At 44.9% G+C, this 16,977-nt stretch carries 18 protein-coding genes; 5 read left to right on the forward strand and 13 right to left on the reverse strand.

Annotated elements, in window-relative coordinates; translation table 11 throughout:
* Nucleotides 1-252: 252 nt before the first annotated feature.
* Nucleotides 253-2,562 carry a protein phosphatase 2C domain-containing protein gene (locus QUB26_RS02030; protein ID WP_333239355.1) on the forward strand — a complete coding sequence of 770 codons (2,310 nt, stop codon included), beginning with the start codon at nt 253-255 and terminating at the stop codon, nt 2,560-2,562.
* Nucleotides 2,563-2,724: 162 nt separating this feature from the next.
* Entirely contained in the window at nt 2,725-3,447 is a 723-nt protein-coding gene (locus QUB26_RS02035; RefSeq protein ID WP_333316343.1) for a glycosyltransferase family 25 protein, read from the forward strand.
* 250 nt (nt 3,448-3,697) lie between these two features.
* Here QUB26_RS02035 and QUB26_RS02040 read toward each other — a convergent pair whose 3' ends face one another.
* The 9 genes from QUB26_RS02040 to QUB26_RS02080 all read right to left on the reverse strand — a co-directional run bounded on the left by QUB26_RS02040 (nt 3,698) and on the right by QUB26_RS02080 (nt 11,743).
* On the reverse strand, nt 3,698-4,393 hold the full coding sequence (locus tag QUB26_RS02040) for an LPS assembly lipoprotein LptE (protein WP_333239351.1): 696 nt from the start codon (nt 4,391-4,393) through the stop codon (nt 3,698-3,700).
* A 104-nt stretch (nt 4,394-4,497) separates the two neighbouring features.
* The gene (locus tag QUB26_RS02045; RefSeq protein ID WP_333239349.1) at nt 4,498-4,863 is read right to left on the reverse strand and encodes a DUF1823 family protein; all 366 of its coding nucleotides are present in this window, start codon (nt 4,861-4,863) and stop codon (nt 4,498-4,500) included.
* 158 nt (nt 4,864-5,021) lie between these two features.
* Entirely contained in the window at nt 5,022-6,053 is a 1,032-nt protein-coding gene (gene gap / locus QUB26_RS02050; RefSeq protein ID WP_333316345.1) for a type I glyceraldehyde-3-phosphate dehydrogenase, read from the reverse strand.
* 610 nt (nt 6,054-6,663) lie between these two features.
* Nucleotides 6,664-6,975, reverse strand: a complete 312-nt coding sequence (locus tag QUB26_RS02055) for a P-II family nitrogen regulator (protein WP_333055079.1) — start codon at nt 6,973-6,975, stop codon at nt 6,664-6,666.
* A gap of 1 nt (nt 6,976) precedes the next feature.
* On the reverse strand, nt 6,977-7,948 hold the full coding sequence (locus QUB26_RS02060; RefSeq protein WP_333239347.1) for a sodium-dependent bicarbonate transport family permease: 972 nt from the start codon (nt 7,946-7,948) through the stop codon (nt 6,977-6,979).
* A 203-nt stretch (nt 7,949-8,151) separates the two neighbouring features.
* Complete coding sequence (locus QUB26_RS02065; protein WP_333239345.1) at nt 8,152-8,886, reverse strand: glutathione peroxidase; 735 nt, start codon at nt 8,884-8,886, stop codon at nt 8,152-8,154.
* 252 nt (nt 8,887-9,138) lie between these two features.
* Nucleotides 9,139-10,386 (reverse strand): ISL3 family transposase, encoded by a 1,248-nt coding sequence (locus QUB26_RS02070; RefSeq protein WP_333316347.1) that lies wholly within the window; start codon nt 10,384-10,386, stop codon nt 9,139-9,141.
* Nucleotides 10,387-10,675: 289 nt separating this feature from the next.
* Nucleotides 10,676-11,206 carry a hypothetical protein gene (locus QUB26_RS02075; RefSeq protein WP_333316349.1) on the reverse strand — a complete coding sequence of 177 codons (531 nt, stop codon included), beginning with the start codon at nt 11,204-11,206 and terminating at the stop codon, nt 10,676-10,678.
* A gap of 33 nt (nt 11,207-11,239) precedes the next feature.
* A complete protein-coding gene (locus QUB26_RS02080) occupies nt 11,240-11,743 on the reverse strand; it encodes a hypothetical protein (RefSeq protein ID WP_333316351.1) in 504 nt (167 codons plus the stop codon).
* A gap of 215 nt (nt 11,744-11,958) precedes the next feature.
* On the opposite strand from QUB26_RS02080, the gene QUB26_RS02085 reads away from it, so the two are divergent.
* On the forward strand, nt 11,959-13,434 hold the full coding sequence (locus tag QUB26_RS02085; RefSeq protein ID WP_333239337.1) for an NB-ARC domain-containing protein: 1,476 nt from the start codon (nt 11,959-11,961) through the stop codon (nt 13,432-13,434).
* 253 nt (nt 13,435-13,687) lie between these two features.
* Here the strand turns inward: QUB26_RS02085 and QUB26_RS02090 are convergent, their stop codons facing one another.
* The 4 genes from QUB26_RS02090 to QUB26_RS02105 form a co-directional block, all read right to left on the reverse strand.
* Nucleotides 13,688-14,047, reverse strand: a complete 360-nt coding sequence (locus tag QUB26_RS02090) for a DUF5615 family PIN-like protein (RefSeq protein ID WP_333204798.1) — start codon at nt 14,045-14,047, stop codon at nt 13,688-13,690.
* Nucleotides 14,044-14,379, reverse strand: a complete 336-nt coding sequence (locus QUB26_RS02095; RefSeq protein WP_333090952.1) for a DUF433 domain-containing protein — start codon at nt 14,377-14,379, stop codon at nt 14,044-14,046. The genes QUB26_RS02090 and QUB26_RS02095 overlap by 4 nt, the downstream gene beginning before the upstream one ends.
* Nucleotides 14,380-14,536: 157 nt before the next feature.
* On the reverse strand, nt 14,537-14,932 hold the full coding sequence (locus tag QUB26_RS02100; protein WP_333239335.1) for a XisI protein: 396 nt from the start codon (nt 14,930-14,932) through the stop codon (nt 14,537-14,539).
* The gene (locus QUB26_RS02105; RefSeq protein WP_333239333.1) at nt 14,917-15,336 is read right to left on the reverse strand and encodes an element excision factor XisH family protein; all 420 of its coding nucleotides are present in this window, start codon (nt 15,334-15,336) and stop codon (nt 14,917-14,919) included. The genes QUB26_RS02100 and QUB26_RS02105 overlap by 16 nt, the downstream gene beginning before the upstream one ends.
* A gap of 85 nt (nt 15,337-15,421) precedes the next feature.
* On the opposite strand from QUB26_RS02105, the gene trpC reads away from it, so the two are divergent.
* The gene (gene trpC, locus QUB26_RS02110) at nt 15,422-16,321 is read left to right on the forward strand and encodes an indole-3-glycerol phosphate synthase TrpC (RefSeq protein ID WP_333239473.1); all 900 of its coding nucleotides are present in this window, start codon (nt 15,422-15,424) and stop codon (nt 16,319-16,321) included.
* Between the two features lie 350 nt (nt 16,322-16,671).
* Nucleotides 16,672-16,917: a DUF5340 domain-containing protein gene (locus QUB26_RS02115; protein ID WP_041623669.1), complete on the forward strand. Its 246-nt coding sequence runs from the start codon at nt 16,672-16,674 to the stop codon at nt 16,915-16,917.
* The last annotated feature ends 60 nt before the right edge of the window (nt 16,918-16,977 follow it).

A 16,977-nucleotide genomic window follows, 5' to 3' on the forward strand; every position in this document is an offset into this window, starting at 1 on the left:
TAAAACCTACCCCTGGACTGGGGGAAAGTCACGCCTAAAACATTGTAAGGAGATATCGCTACGCACACAACAGTGCAAACGTGGTGAGCCAGGGAACCTGAAAAATCAGGATATTAGGACTGCGAAGTCTTAAGAATCTCCGTCTGTTGAGAAAGCGGGGGTGTCAAATAATCGCCACGTATCAACCCGTCGAGGTTCAATCGCTAAAATAGTTCAGATCAGCACGCTTGCCCAAAGGCGTCAGGAACCCTTATGCAAAACTCTGTGGCAAAACACTACTTATGGGCTTTAGGTGAAGGGATCAAAGGGTGTAAGCCAGGCGATCTGATCGCTGGTCGCTACTTGGTCAAGCGCGATCGACTTCTTGTCGATACTCAACCCGAACACTTGCCGGAACTGCCCGATGAGATTCCGAGTGTTGTCACTCCTTATCTGAGACTGTTTGCCTATCAGTTGCACGTACCTCAAGTATACGGCCTGGTATCGTCCAAGATGAGCAAGCTATCGGGAGATATCTGGCTACTGGAAAACGTGCCTATTTTGAAGGTGACGGAATCTTTAATGCCGGAATTGGCGGACTCCTGGAAAGGAGCTGCAGCGATGCGCCAGCTCAATTGGCTGTGGCAAATGGCCAAGTTGTGGCAGCCTTGTATCGCTCAGGGCGTGGCTTCGACGCTGCTGACTCCCGAACTGCTACGGGTAGAAGGGCAATTGGTGCGGTTTCTGGAATTGCAGCCCGATCGCAAACAGCCTCATTTGTCCCAGTTGGGCAAATTGTGGCAGCAGTGGCTCGAAGATGCTCACCCAACTATTGCCAATTTTTTGAGGCAACTTTGCCAGCAAATGGTTGCCGGTCAAGTGCGCCACGGCGAACAACTGATGAGCCAGTTGGATAAAGCTTTGGCAAAGTGCGGCCGATTTTACGATCGTCACGTTGAAATTGCCACGGGCACGGATGTAGGCAGATCCCGCGCTCACAACGAAGATGCTTGCTATCCGCCCAGCGGTACGCTGTTGGCAGGAAGCCCGGGTGCGGAAGCTTGCGCGATCGTCTGCGACGGTATCGGTGGACAAGACGGGGGCGAAGTCGCTTCGGAAGAAGCAATTGGTGTGCTGCGCGAAAAGTTGCAGCAAATGCCCCTACATCAAGCTAATTGGGACCCGTTGAGCCTGACTTCCAAGCTGGAACGGGCAGCTTGTGCTGCTAACGACAAGATAGCCAGTCGCAACGACAGCGAACACCGCCAAGGCCGCCAGCGGATGGGAACTACGCTAGTTATGGGTTTAGCCCACATTCACGAGCTTTACGTCGCCCACGTCGGAGACAGTCGGGCTTACTGGATTACCCGCACTGGCTGCTATCAACTTACTCTCGATGATAATGTGGCTTGCCGCGAGGTGCGTTTGGGCTACTCTCTCTACCGGGATGCTTTGGAACAAGTCGCCGCCGGAGCTCTGATTCAAGCTTTGGGGATTACTTCGTCCAACACTTTGCACCCGACTGTGCAGCGTTTTCCAGTGGATGAAGACTGCGTTTTGCTGCTGTGTTCCGACGGTTTGAGTGATAAAGACCGGGTTGAGGAATGTTGGGAAGCGGAGATTTTGCCAATTCTCGACGGTAGCATTAGTTTGGCTAAGGCGCGCGATCGACTGATTGAGATTGCTAATACTAGAAACGGTCACGATAACGTCACTGTTGCTTTAATTCACTGTCAAGCACATTTGAGGGAAGACGGCAATACTTTGACAGAACTGTCTGTCGCACCTTTAGATACGCCGATCGAACTAATTTCCGACAGCGAGGATTTGCCAACGGATTTGAATGGGCCCACAAGCCTTGGCAATGGGAATTCTGAAGGAAAAACGCAGTTGTTACAGCCGGAAAAAAGCAAAAGTTTATTTTCGCTGCTGCTGAAAATTTTATTTTTATTAGGCTTGGGGGGTGTATTTGCTTATTTTTTCATCCCTCCGGTGGGTCGCGCGATCGATACTGCCGGGGAGTCGATTTTCGGGAAACGCGGTTTAATTAAAGTTGGAAAGACGCCGGAGAAAACAGTTGAATCTGTAGCTTCTCCGGTCAAATCTTTAGAAACCGGCTCGTTTATAGAGATTAAAAGTTCTGCGGCTGGGGAATTGGGAAAAGAGGGCGATCGCTTGGATTTGCGAGGCGCAATCGGTGAGTTGACTGTCAAAGGAACAGTCCCCGCCGGCAGCGTTTTGCAGGTGACAAACAAACAGCTTACGCCTCAAGGCAATTGGCTGGAATTGAAAGTTTGTTCGATTCCTGAAATAGTGCGATCGAACTCTCCCAAACCCGAGTCAAATAAAGATTTTTCTACAGTTTCAAAACCGACACTGAATCCATCTCCCGCTGTGGCAACTCCCTCGCCTTCCCCAGCAGTTAAGCCAACCGTTGAAGTAGAAAGCGCCAAGCTGCAACCGGGGGAAATCGGATGGATTCAAGAACAAGCTGCTGTTGATAAGATACTCTCCAACCCAGCCCCCAACCTTAATCAACAGGGAAAATGCGTTAATTCTGACTCAACTCCCAATGCTAATTAAACTGTTAATGCTAGCTCCGACCTAGGTAATTTGAGTAAGTTTAGGAAAATGGAAGATGCAGCTTGCTAAAAATATAATAGTTTAAGGCATACACAGAGCTCAAATAAAATTTGAGGCCGCTCAAGCCGAAGATTCATCAACTTCTTGATTCCCGATCAAACTATGACGAAAATTACAGACTATTTCCAGGGAGTTTATGCGGTAAATCTCCCTGAAAGGAAAGACCGACGGCAACTCATAGTCAAGGAATTAGAGAAAGCAGGAATGCCCCTCACGCCCCATAAGGTTGAGATATTTCCCGCAATCCGCCCCGACGAAGCTGGAGGTTTCCCCAGCATTGGGGCGAGGGGATGCTTTTACAGTCATTTAGCTATCCTCAAGCAGGCAAAAGACAAGCGGTTTAGCAATATTTTGATTGTAGAAGACGACCTAGAAATTTCAGCAAAGTTCAGAACAGACCAAGCTGTTATCCTCGAACAACTGTGTCAGCAAGATTGGGATTTCGTCTACTTCGGACACGTCGAAGAGGTTGAACAAAAGTCTCCTGTCGCCCTCGTACCCTTTTCTGAGGGGCTGATGACCGCTCATTTTTACGCTGTAAATGGCAGGATTTTCGATCGCCTCCTGCGGTTTCTGGAAGAACTGCAACAGCGACCTCCGGGACATCCCGACGGCGGCCCGATGCACCTCGACGGAGCTTATTCTACTTTCCGATCTCAAAATCCCGATGTTGTCACCTTGATTGCTTCTCCAAACCTGGGGTGGCAAAGGAGTTCCCGTAGTGACATCAGTCCTAAGTGGTTTGACCGTGTACCTGGGTTGAGTCGATTGGTAGGTGCAGGAAGAACCAGCAAAACAAGGCTGAAGCGTTGGCTTTCTAGTTAATTGAATTCGATTTTAAAATCCTTCGCTTATATCAAATCTGTTAGCACAATCGCCCGGAAAATAATTAATACCAAATCCGGGTTTATTAGTCCCTTTATCAAGGAGGCGGTTGAAACCTTTTGGCCTCAAACTCTACAAATAAAGTCTGCCGGAGTTTACGCGACACGACGTAGCCTCAAACAGACAAGCGAGATCGAGGGGATATTTAAGCCGGATTTGGTATCAGCATATTTGAGATGATGCCTGATTGCTAACCTAATTTGTTAGATACTTCTGCCAGTTTAGTCACCATTTGGGAGACGGCTTTGTCAACTGCCTCGCTCAAAAGTGAGTCTTCATTGCTATTGCTGGAATTGCCGCCAATACCCCTAACGGAAATATTAGAAGCGCTTTGATCTGCTTCTCCTACTGCTTTGGCAGTGGCAAGAATATCTCCCGAAGCTGTACCGATTAACCGCACATCTATTTGAACGGTAGCTTTGGTTTTTTGTGAACCGGCGCCGATTCCCATGAAACTGCCGCCGCCGGATTGTTTGTCGATATTAAACTTGGTAATGGTGCCGATGAGCACGGCGTCAACTCCTAATTGTTTGCCAATTTCGGCTGCTGTCCCGGCATCCATCGCACCGCTGCGATTTTGCTGTTTGAGCACTTGTTCGAGTTTGCTGCGATCGACTACTGTATAAGTGCCGTTGTTGACGAGTTCGTTGATTAGCAGTTCGCTGATGCCTTTGGCGGCGCCGACTCCCCTGTAGGAAGTGTAATAGCTGTTGGTGGGGCCGTAGTCGAAGTCCATGACGACGAGGCGCTTTTTGGCAGTTGCTTGGGCGAGTTGGGTTGCTGGTTGGGTGCTGGCTGGTGTGGCGATCGCATTGACTGAAACGCCTGTTAGCATTAGGGTAGCGAGGGAAATGCTGGTTAAGCGAGATATGGTGGTTGTTTTCATAAAGCTTACCTCACAGTTGTTTTGTGCCGACTCTAGGATACTTTAAGGAACAGTCCGATGTCAGGGTTGGGGGTGAGGAGGTTGGAATTGGTGGTTTTTAGTGTTTACCCCCCAGCTTCCATAAAACCCATCAGCCAATTAGCCATCGTCGCCCTGCGAGTCTGTCTCGGCCCAAATTCCCCAATTTTATAGCCTTTAAAGCCTAATTTTTCCTTCAGCAACTGCTTGTTTTCTGGAGGAGTCGATCGAGTCAATTTCACCGTCGCCGGCCTAGAATCGATAAAATCCGGCGGTTCCGGGTACTCTTGACGCCACTCGGCTGCAACACCTGCACTGTTCCATTTGCCAGTCTCGGCATCCCAGCGGTAGCCCAGATACTGCCAAACTAGCTGATTGACGGCAGCATCGTCGATTTCTTCGTTGAGAATAGCCCAAATAGTTTCGTTATTCAGCGGTGGTAATTCAGACATGAGCGCGATCGAATCGGAAACAAAAAAAGTTTAACTCACATTAGGTACTAATCTCAGGAACGGGCAAGATGCCCGTTCCACAAAAAATCCTAGGAATTTGTTTGTGGGGAGTAGGGGTTGGGCACGCGAGTCCGCCCAAACTGTCACCCCACAAAAAATTAATTATTCAAAATTCCGTCTTTCTCGGCCATAGACAGCATTAAGTCAATCACGCGACTAGAATAACCCCACTCGTTGTCGTACCAGGAAACAACTTTGAAAAACTTAGAATTCAGTTCAATTCCCGCACCTGCATCGAAAATGCTCGATCGCGCGTCGCCCTGAAAATCCGTCGAAACCACCGCATCCTCAGTATATCCAAGAATGCCTTTGAGTTCGCCCTCCGAAGCTTTTTTCATTGCCTCGCAAATTTCTTTATAGCTAGTTTCCTTCGCCGTTTTGAAAGTAAGGTCAACTACAGACACGTCGGGAGTTGGCACCCGCAAAGCCATTCCCGTCAATTTTCCTTTCAATTCTGGCAACACCAAAGTAACAGCTTTCGCTGCACCGGTCGAAGATGGAATAATATTTTGAGCCGCACCGCGTCCTCCCCGCCAATCTTTTTGGCTGGGCCCGTCTACAGTTGGTTGAGTAGCTGTCATTGCGTGAACTGTCGTCATTAAACCTTCTTCCAATCCGAAGTTATCGTTAATAACTTTGGCAATTGGTGCTAAACAATTCGTCGTACAGCTAGCATTAGAAACAACCGTATCTTTTGTCGGGTCAAATTTGTGGTGGTTGACGCCTACTAGAAAAGTTGGAACTTTTTCCGGGTCTTTTGTCGGTGCTGAAAGTATTACTCGTTTGGCTCCTGCAGTCAAGTGTTTTGATGCGCCTTCAAAATCTGTAAACAATCCGGTAGATTCTACAACATAATCTGCGCCGGATTTACCCCAGGGCAATTCGGCAGGATTTCTAATCGCTGTACAGGGGATAAAATTTCCGTCAACGACAATCCCGTCTGGTTTGCTTTCAACTTCGCCGTCGTAAATGCCGTGGGTGGAGTCGTATTTGAAAAGATAAGCCAGGTTTTCTGGCGAAACTAAGTCGTTAATGCCGACAAATTGGATGTTGGGGTTTTTGATGCCGGCACGCATGACTAGCCGTCCGATGCGACCAAATCCGTTGATGCCAACTTTTAATGCAGCCATGTTTAAACTCCTCTTGAAAATCTCGTTAGTCGATCGGGCGATCGTCTGTGGTGGCTTAGAATTTACCACGCTAACGGATTTTTGCCAGTGATTCTTTTCTATCTCTTAAGAATTCTGAATTCTGCCCCGGATCGGAAGGGCAATTAATCCTGAAAATACCGCTGACTAATGGCTAATGGCTGATTTTTGTCAACTTGTAAAAGTGCTATAATAGACAGAAAATATTTTCAAAATTGCATTTTTTAAATCAGCCTAAAGTAATAATAAAAAACTTATCCAAAAGGAGAAACGGATTAGCATTCTCACCAGTGACGATTGTCGGAACCAAAGCCTAGGATTAAAGTCGCAGATACGCGTAAGGACACAGCACTGCCGTGTCCATACACCTATGGCGTACAATCTATAGGAATCCTTGCAGGAGTCGTAAATTTTTTACCCCACCCCAACCCTCCCCGACCTCGCGGGGAGGGAGTAAGAAATTCACAAATGATGCGAGGATTGCTATATGTGTAGCTCAAATTTTCCGAAGTGGTATGAGCACTAATGACTAATGACTAATGACTAATGACTAATGACTAATGACTAATGACTAATGACTAATAACTAATGACTACCCAACGCACCTAGTAATTAGCAATTCCACCGCATCTGAAATAAAACACGACCCACCAAATTTATTGAGTACGGGTCTAATGTTTTCTGCAACTGCTGAAACTTGAGCTGGTGAACAAAAAGCAAGCACATAAATGTTATCCAGCGCCGTCATTGATGAATCACGGGAAACGTGATCCCTAGTGCTTTTTCCAGCGACATCACGAATCACCGCATAATCGGGTACGCCAGCTTTGTCTAAACCATCTAAAATCTTGCCTAGTTCTACTGAGTGGGCTATGATTTCTACTCTTTTGACTGACTCCATCATCTCACCTCCAAAACATATTGATTCCGTATAGATACAGGGGAATGCCTACAATGATATTAAATGGAAATGTCACTGCTAAGGCCGTTGAAATGTAAAGACTTGGATTCGCTTCGGGAACAGTTAGGCGCATGGCTGCTGGTACTGCTATATAAGAGGCACTCGCGCACAATACGGCAAACAGCAAAGTGTCTCCCTGCGGCATTCCGATTAATTTGGCTATCACCAAAGCAATTACTGCGTTGACTATGGGAATTAGGATTGCAAAGCCGATCAGAAAAACTCCTGCTTCTTGCAAATCTTTAATTCTGCTAGCCGCAACCAGCCCCATGTCTAGCAAGAAAAAAGTCAGAACTCCGTAAAACAAGTCTTGAGTAAACGGACTCATAACTTCCCAACCATGTTCTCCTGTCAGTACGCCCATAATTAGGCTGCCAATCAGCAGAAAAACAGAACTGTTTAGGAAGGCTTCTTGCAACACTTCTGGCCAAACTATTTCGCGTTTTCCTTCTTCCCCGCCAAATACACTGACTAGAATCAGACCGACTATAATTGCTGGGGATTCCATTAATGCTAGCGCGGCTACCATGTAACCGTCAAAGTCGATGCCCTGTGCTGTGAGGAAGGAGGTTGCGGTGATAAATGTGACGGCGCTGATGGAACCGTAGGTGGCTGCGATCGCTGCGGCATTGTAAGAGTCGAGTTTGATCCTCAGTATGAAAAAAGTATAAATTGGTACTAGCATTGACATCAGCATCGCTGCCAAAATTGTCAGGGCAACTTGCTGGTCAATGCCGCTTTTGGACAGTTCGACGCCGCCTTTAAATCCGATCGCAAACAGCAGGTACAGCGAAAACAGTTTGGGGATGGGGGCTGGAATTTCTAAATCAGATTTGAGAAAAATTGCCAGCATTCCCATGAAAAAAGCTAATATTGGGGGATTTAAGATATTTGACGATACTAAACTCAAATCCACGATCGGTCACTCCCATTTCTTGCGTTTTTAATATGACTTCCCCAGTAATTGTTGCACGAGAATGGATAAATAGACCGATCGAACTTTTGACTCAGAAGTTTGCTGAGGCTAAATATCCCCAAATACGGCAAAGGCGCACAGTACACACCGTACAACGAGTAAGGTGTGCACTGTGCACCTGCAAGCTAAGTATTTTGGTTTAACTAAGCAACACCCAAATAAGACTCTAGGGCTTCGGAACCACCGATCAACTTGCCGTCGATAAATACTTGCGGCACAGTTGTAGCCCCAGTCATAGCGCGGAGCGATTTGGTTGTGATCTCCCGGCCCAAGACTATTTCTTCATAATCCAAGCCCTTTTGACTCAGCATTCCCTTAGCCTTAGCGCAGAAGGGACAGCCCATTTTTGTAAACAGCGAAACTACCTTCGGCTTGGTTGCTGCGGAGTTGATGTAGTTGAGCATTGTCTCGGCATCGGACACTTTGAAAGGGTCGCCCGGTTCCTCTGGCTCAATAAACATTTTTTCAACCACGCCATCTTTTACCAGCATCGAATAACGCCAAGACCGCTTCCCAAAACCTAAATCTGTTTTGTCTACCAGCATTCCCATGCCTTGAGTAAATTCGCCGTTACCGTCGGGAATTAACGTCACATTGTCTGATTCTTGGTCTTTTGCCCACTCGTTCATCACAAAGGTGTCATTGACGGAAATGCAAACGATTTCATCTACGCCGTTTTCTTTAAAAACTTTCGCCAATTCGTTGTAACCGGGGAGGTGCGTTGACGAACAAGTGGGAGTAAAAGCTCCCGGCAGCGAGAACACTACTACGGTTTTACCTGCAAATATATCATCGGTGGTGACATCCACCCACTCGTTGTCTTTGCGAGTGCGAAAGGTGACTTTGGGTACTCTTTGACCTTCTTGGTTCGTCAGCATGATTTTAAATTCTTAGGTACTTGGGTTCAATTCCTTTGCTTATTATAGCGTACTCATAACGAGTATGACTTGTCAAGGGGAGGCGAGTTTTTTTTCTCGGACTTGGGCGCGCGCGCGAGTTCAGTTCATTGTCTTTGCGACAGCTAGCAGATTTAAAACTTGCTGTTTAAGTAAGTCGGCAATTCTGTCTCCATTCCTTTGCTGCTGCTAACGGGTGAGGATTTTTGGCTCTTCATTAGCTAGTATGCTAAACTAACAATCAAACTGCCAAGTAAGCAAACATCTAACTCGGAAGTTTTCAAAGTTTCTAAATCCGTAAGCCGAACGTTTAATCAACTTGAGTTTATTGTTGATGCCTTCGACAACACCACTGGTAGTCTTATAATCGAAGTAAGCAATAATCTCATCTAGCCAACGAATAATAGTGTTCTGACTATCGGTAAAATATTTTTTAGCTCTTGACAACCATCTTCCCACTTGCCACAAACCGACTAACCAATTATTAGCCCGATCGAAAATTCTTCTAATTTCTTCTTTTAATTCAAGCATAGTTTTGAGAGTAAAAAATACATCTTTAACTTGCATTAGTTTAGCTTTTTGCTCTTCATTTATATCTGATTGGTTCTTCAATAACACATATTTACTTTTCTTCAATGCTTCTAAAACTTTCTCCGGGTCTGCTTTTTCTTCTGACGATTCTGCTTTTTTAATTAAATCTTCTACCTGTCTCTTCTCTCCCTTCCTTTGGGCATCTAATTCCTTATTTATTTGTGCCATTACATGAAATCTGTCGGCGACCACCTGAGCATTTGGCATCAACTCTCTCACTACATTTCTGTAACTTTTCCACAAATCTATACTTACTTCTTCTATTTGCTCTAATACTTCTTTACCCCATCCGAGCATTACTTCCTTAATTTCTTCTTGTTTCCTTCCTGCCAATATCGCGATTAGCTTAGACTTCTCTAAATCTATTAATACTGCACAGTAATTTACTTTTCCTTTAATTAGAGCTATTTCATCTATCCCTAATCTCTTCAACTCGCTAGGCTGGGCTTTTAAGTATTCTTTCGATGCGTCTTTTAACATCCTTTCTATTTCTTCTGTTGTCACGACCCCTTTTTTCGCTACGCTGTGGATATCATTCTCTAACACTTCTTGGATTATTGCTCTTGCTAGCCGTTTCGTATAGGTTCTTCTTTTTTTGACCAACTCCAACTCTTCACTAAATGGCTTGAGACATTTTTCACACTTAAACTGTCGTCGGTTGATTTCTAAAAATACGAAGTTCTCTCCCCAAGGTAAATCTTTGACTAGGTATCTATGATTTTGATGTAATCTATGACTTTTTTTTCCACAACGTGGACAGTTACTTTCCTTACCGATTCCTTCCACCTGTAAAATTATTCCAATCCCTTCATACTGGCGATGTGAGATTACTTTTATTCCCTCTATATTCAACAGCTCTGTTAAAAACTTTATCTCCTTTTTCGTTCTCATGGCTGTTCAATCCACCTCACCCCTCTAGCTTTTGCTTATATTTAATAATAAATGAGCTTCCTCTGTCAACCCCGGTAATGACTCTCCCAGCTATTTTCCTAGCTTCATTTGTCTTTCTTTCCTGGCGCCAGCTATTCATTTAGCATATTAACTACTGAAGAGCAAAAAAAAGAGCGATCGCACCTCAATAATATAAGGGCGATCGCTCTTTCAGCAGCTAAGTCAATTATCAGAAATACCAGAACAACATAGCCTATGCTTAGCATTCTCAGGTCGTGGATTTAAAAGACTACTGGGGTTTAGCTGCTTCAACTATAGCGTGAACCATCTTAATTGCCTCTGTGATAGGTATTTGACCACTTTCGACAGCCCTCATTAAATCCTGAGCCCTTTGAGGGGTAATTAGATTAAGCCTAACTGGTTCTTTCAAGGAAACGATAAATTTTGTCTTGTCACTGTCTCTAACCTGAGATGCTCTTTCTTTTGCTTCAACCTCTTCTAGCTGTTTTTTTAACTGTTTGAGTATTTCTGCTTGTTTCCCTTCGTTGAAAGTGCCATCCAAGAAGATCCTCTTTGCTCCAACGAGAGCTGCTGCACCTAATGCTGCACCGCCAACAACCAATCCTACTGGGGGTGCAACCGCTATTAGCCCAAATAATATGGATGTACCGCCGAAAGCCGCAACAGCACCCGCAGCAGCACCAGCACCTACCACACCAATCCCAATATCAGCTAAAATTCCGAGTTTATCATCTGGATTTTTTTCCAATTGCTCGATCGCTTTAAGGATTTGCTCCTGAGTTGTTTTATTTTCTGACATATTAAGCCTCCTGATTGTTTCAAATTTTCTTATTTAAGCAGTAATAACGTTGATAAAAACTGCATTGAAAACATCAATCAGTAGTTGAAAAAACAATTTGGCGAGTTCAATAATGTCTTGTGCTACTCCAACTATCCCATCTACTTGACGGTAGCCTTGATCTAGTCTATGTCCAGCGATCGCACCAACAGTTATACCTAGCACTGCTGCCAATGGCGCTAACACTGGGCCGATAACTGGTACTGAACGTACCAATAGTCCCACAGCAACTCCTAGAGCAATGCCCGTAGCTAAATTAGGATGTGCTTTGACAAACTCCATAATTTTGAGCAGAATAATTTTCCCTACAGCCAAAACTTTGTTACCAGATTTTTTCGTGTAGGTAGCCAACTCGTGCAATCTGATGGTGACTTCGTGGGGCAAGCCGAGATCATTTAACCGGACATACAAATCGCTACTACTCATTGAATCGGCATCTACTTGCCAGAGAACCATTTCTAAGTTTGCTTGGGGGAGGGATAATGCTTGTGTAGTCATTTTTTTCCTATGGGAAAGCTATAATAGTGCCTCTTAAATATGATTGTGACTCTAAAATCTCAGTCTTGTCCAGTCGGAAAAAATCGGAAAAAGTAGGCACTTTTATATCATTTGCCATTTACCCACGCCAGAAAAAGCTGGAGAAACTCGATCGGGTCGGAAAAAGTCGGATCGAGTAGGATATAATAGGCAAAACCCCAGCATTAACCCGACCTATGGACGTTCAAGAAGTCTTAAAACTTGCCGACGACCTAGTTTTTATTAATACGGGAAAACACTTAGACAATCTGCAAGAGGTGATACTGCGGGGAACTTTACAAGGTCAGAAATACTCGAAAATAGCAGATGAATCTCACTGTAGTGAAGGTCACATCAAGGATATTGCATCTGAATTCTGGAAGCTACTATCAGAATTATTAGGTGAAGAAGTCAATAAATCAAATTTTAGAGTCACACTCGAGCGATTAAAATTCTCAAGTTTCGGGAACTTCTATAAAGATTTTGTACACATTGGTAACGTCAACTTCTGTGAAAATAGTTCACAGTCCCCAAAATTACCCACCTCACCAACCGATGAAGAACCTCTAAACAAAGGCAACACTGAACCAAAATCTCGTCAATTTTTAGCTGAAATGCCTAAGTCTGGCATTTTCTACGATCGCACATCCGAACTCGCTACCCTCAAACAGTGGATTATCCACGAAAACACCCGCCTACTCGCCATACTAGGCATAGTCGGCATTGGCAAAACCGCACTCGCCGTAAACCTAGTAGAACAAATCAAACATGAATTTGATTTCGTCATCTGGCGAAGTCTCGCCACATCTCCACCCCTGTCAACACTTCAAAAAAATATAATTCAATTCTTCAGTAGGGGCGGTGCCCCCGTGCCCGCCCCAAATGCCGACGGCGTGCCCGCCTTCAGTAGGGGCGGTGCCCCCGTGCCCGCCCCCTTCCCAGAAGAAGGGGCAACCACGGGGGGTTTGCCCCTACTGAACTACTTGCAAAAATACCGCTGTCTGCTGATACTCGATGACGTACAAATGGTAAATAGCAGCGGACAATTTGCTGGCAATTATAAACCTGGATATGAAGATTACGGCACACTCTTCAGACAGGTAGGAGAATTATCTCACAATAGTTGTTTAATCCTGATAGGTTCGGAAACACCCAGAGAAATCGCCGCATTAGAAGGCAAAAACCAGCCGATTCGCTCATTACAACTGAATGGTTTAGGTGCAGCAGCGGGGGAAATTATCAGAGAAAAAGGTTTAACTGAAGATGCAAAATTATCTGAACTAATTGAACAATACAGAGGCAATCCCTTGTGGTTAAAAATAGTTGCTACAATGATTCAAGATTTGTTTAACGGCAGCCTATCGGAATTTTTGTCGGATGATACACTATTTTTAGGTGATTTAGAATCTTTACTGCATCAGCCATTTAATCGCTTATCCGAGTCGGAGAAACAGGTAATGTCATGGCTAGCGAGTGAAACCGCGCCTGTTTCCCTCTCAAAAGTGCCAGAGAATCTGCAATTATCTCGATCGCAATTTTTGCAAGTTATGCAATCCTTGGGACGGCGTTCATTAGTTGAAAAAATCCCGGAGGGCGATCGCACATTTTTTACCCTTGCACCGCTACTAAAAGAGTATGTCAAAACTAACTATTCCCGCCCCAACGGTGAGTAAGAAAAAATTATATTGTCGTCAAGCGAATTATCTTGAATTTAGAAATGTGCGATCGACCTTTTGGTAAAATTTGGGAATGCGCGATCGACCTTTGTTTATTGAATTGGCTTTTCAGTCCTCTTTTAGAGGACTTTTGCTATGAGACGGGGGTTTTCAACCCCCGGCGGACTTGCGGGTTAGCGAAGGGATTTTAGCGGCAAAATGTGCGATTCCCTACAGGATAGCTAAGCTTCAGGCATTTTACAACAATTTTTTATAAGGGAATCCAATCCAATTTATCAATCCATTCTTCAGCTTCCGAAGTCTCCCAAACTATCACAATTTCTTCTGCCCATCTGCCTAAACTTGCACTTGGACGCACCCAAAACAGTCCCCAAATTTGTCCTCCCGTTGCCCAATATTCCTCCAAATGTCCGGGAATACTTTTGCGGTTATCCGTTACCAATAGCCTTTGCGATGATTCCAAATAGCTGATGATTTCTGGATCGAGGGTTCCTAATGGCGGTGCATTGGCGTCGCCCACCCGCAAAATATCTATCTCCGGCTGGAGTTTTAAAACAGCACTTTTCAGCTTAGGTGGCAAATTTTCATCGAGTAAAAAACGAATTTTCACTTGAGTAGAAGTAACTCCTGTTCTCGCTGTGCTTTGATTGCTCTTACACGCTTTACTACATCAGAAGGTTCCTTAGCCAACCATTCCTGATAGCGTTCTTCCCGCCACTTCGCCAGCCGCAACATATAAGCATCCATCTGCCTCCGATTTTGCAGATAATAAGTTAGCGTCGCGTAAATCTTCTCTAAATTCAAACTTGGTAATTCTTCCAGAATTTGGTCTGGCGAATATCCATCCAAGTAATATTTAATTACATCGTCGATGCCGATCCGATGTCCTTTGATGCGGATGTCATCGGGGTCGAGAAATTCAAAATAGTCTTCTAATTGCATCGGTTTATCTCCGAATACTTAGTTAATCGCATTTTATCATAAATTGAAAAGGGCGAGCGACCTTATATAATAGAAACTTGTTACGATCGCCCTTTATCCCCCTATCATGCTTCAAATCCGCCGTCGTCCCCCCAGCACCTCAGTCTCCGTCCTCTACTTAGGCTGACTGCATAACAACAGCCGCTTCCGGAACATTTCCTTCATCTTTACCACTCAAACCCGTTCCAAATTCAGTATATTGTCGCACATTAGGATGGCGAAAACCGAGTACAATGTCTTCTTTAGGAATACCGGCTGCCAGTAAATCCGTCGCCACTCCTTCTTCGGTATCATCATATTGAATCCAGATTTTATCGCCGATTAAATCGAGGTGAATTGGTGTGGCGTGAAGGTATTTGGCCTCATTCCAACCAATATCCAAGACTAAGTAGCTTCCTCGTTCATCATCAAAGAGAACTTGGGAATTATATCCGTCAGGTATGGCAGCGCGGTAGTTGGCGTGTTCTTGCAGTATGGTTTTGATAATTTCTTGGTATCTTAATCGGGTATCCATTGAACTATCGCCTCACTTTTATCATCAAAAACAATCAGTTTTATAATCTGATTTTTTAATAACAATTGTCCTAATTCAATGGTAAATACGCTATTAAAAATAGGTTGAGAAATTGCCAAATAGAGACTTCTATCGATCCGCATTTCATTAAGCACTTGGCGGTAAAGAACGTACTGCCCCAAAGCCTGCTCCAAATCTTTTACATCCGATCGTCCCACAAAACTTTTGACCTCAACAACAATTTTTTGGGTTCCTTTTTCGGCATTAATTAGACGCTCTGCACCCAGGTCGGCAGATAAACGCTTGCGGCCAATTTGCAGGGGAAATGGATCGTGAGTAATTATCCAACCATCCTTTTGTAAGGCACGCTTAACTGTATCGTGATAAATATCTTTAGCTGGCACGCATTAGCTCTCAGGCTAGGAGGATTTACTGTAACCATTATATAATACGTTGAAACTTGTTACGATCGCCCTTTATCCCCCTATCATGCTTCAAATCCGCCGTCGTCCCCCCAGCACATCCGTCTCCGTACTCTACCTCAGCTACCAAATCGCCGTACCCGACGCCGAACCCCAGCACATCCTCGAAGAAATCGTCTGGGAAAAAGAAGCTGAAGTGGCCCAAAAGCGCGATCGCACCCCATTAGCCGATCTTCACAAAAAACTCCCGTTTGCACCGCCCATCCGCGACTTTCTTGCCGCCCTTAAAAACGGCAAAACCACACCCGCTATCATCGCCGAAGTTAAAAAAGCTTCTCCCAGCAAAGGCGTAATTCGCGAAGATTTCGACCCAGTGGCGATCGCCCTAGCTTACCAACAAAACGGCGCCAGTTGCATCTCCGTACTCACCGATGAAAAGTTCTTTCAAGGCAGCTTCGACAACCTCGCTAAAATCCGTGCCGCCGTCGATTTACCCTTACTTTGCAAAGAGTTTATTATCTATCCCTACCAAATCTATCTCGCCCGGATTCACGGTGCCGATGCTGTACTTTTAATCGCAGCTATTCTATCTGACAAAGACTTACAATACTTTGTGAAAATTGTCAAGACATTGGGCATGACAGCTTTAATAGAAGTTCACACTCTCGAAGAACTCGATCGAGTATTAACCCTAGAAGGCGTCAACCTGATCGGTATCAACAACCGCAACCTAGCAGACTTTTCCGTCAGCCTAGAAACTACCGCTCAACTATTAGCCGATCGACAAACCGAAATCCAAGCAAAAGGCATCCTCATCGTCAGCGAGTCAGGAATCCACACTCCCGACGACCTAGCTAAACTTGCCACCGCAGGCGCCGAAGCCGTTCTCATCGGCGAATCTCTAGTCAAACAGCCCGATCCGGGTGCCGCTTTAGCCTCGCTTGCCGATCGCCCTCCCAGCCTGTGAAAGGCGAGACCGCTTGACAAACCACCCTTAATTCTGATAAAAAATGATTAAGTAGGTAAATAATGAGAATTTCTAGCCTGCATCGACTCAAGCGCTACTGTAAAAAAGAAATAGCACTGAAAGCTATATTGCATAGAAATATTTTGCCAGAAAGCAATTAAATCTATTCTGTAAGCCTGTCGATCGCAAGATTTAGCGTGTCCAACGCCCCCAGCCCCGAATATTCGATCGGCAAAGCAGGGGTTATTGTACGGTTAGAAAACAAATAAAAAATCGGGCATCTAATGTTCACCTGTGATGCCTCATGCAATTGCAATGGGGTGTCGGTTCGCTGAGGTATGTTAGCTTTCATGGAGCCAATCCCCCTTCCTTCGTACATTCATTATGAATTGCTACTTCAATTGTTAGAGCGCAAAACGATGTTTGCTGTCAGTCCACAATCGCCGCAGCAGCAACAAGTGCACCAACTTATTATTACACTGCGTAAAGCCCTTGCCATTCAAAAGCAATTAGAACAAAGCTGCGAGCGATCGAACTTAGCGGTAGAACACCGCTGGTCTCTAAATGAAATTAACCACAAGGGAGTTAAAAGTTAAAAAAGTTAGAGTAGCGACGTGACGTATCGTATTTGATTTATTCTATAGAACTCCCACAGG

Origin of the sequence: Microcoleus sp. B4-C1, from assembly GCF_036705285.1 — a bacterium.
GTDB lineage: Bacteria > Cyanobacteriota > Cyanobacteriia > Cyanobacteriales > Microcoleaceae > Microcoleus.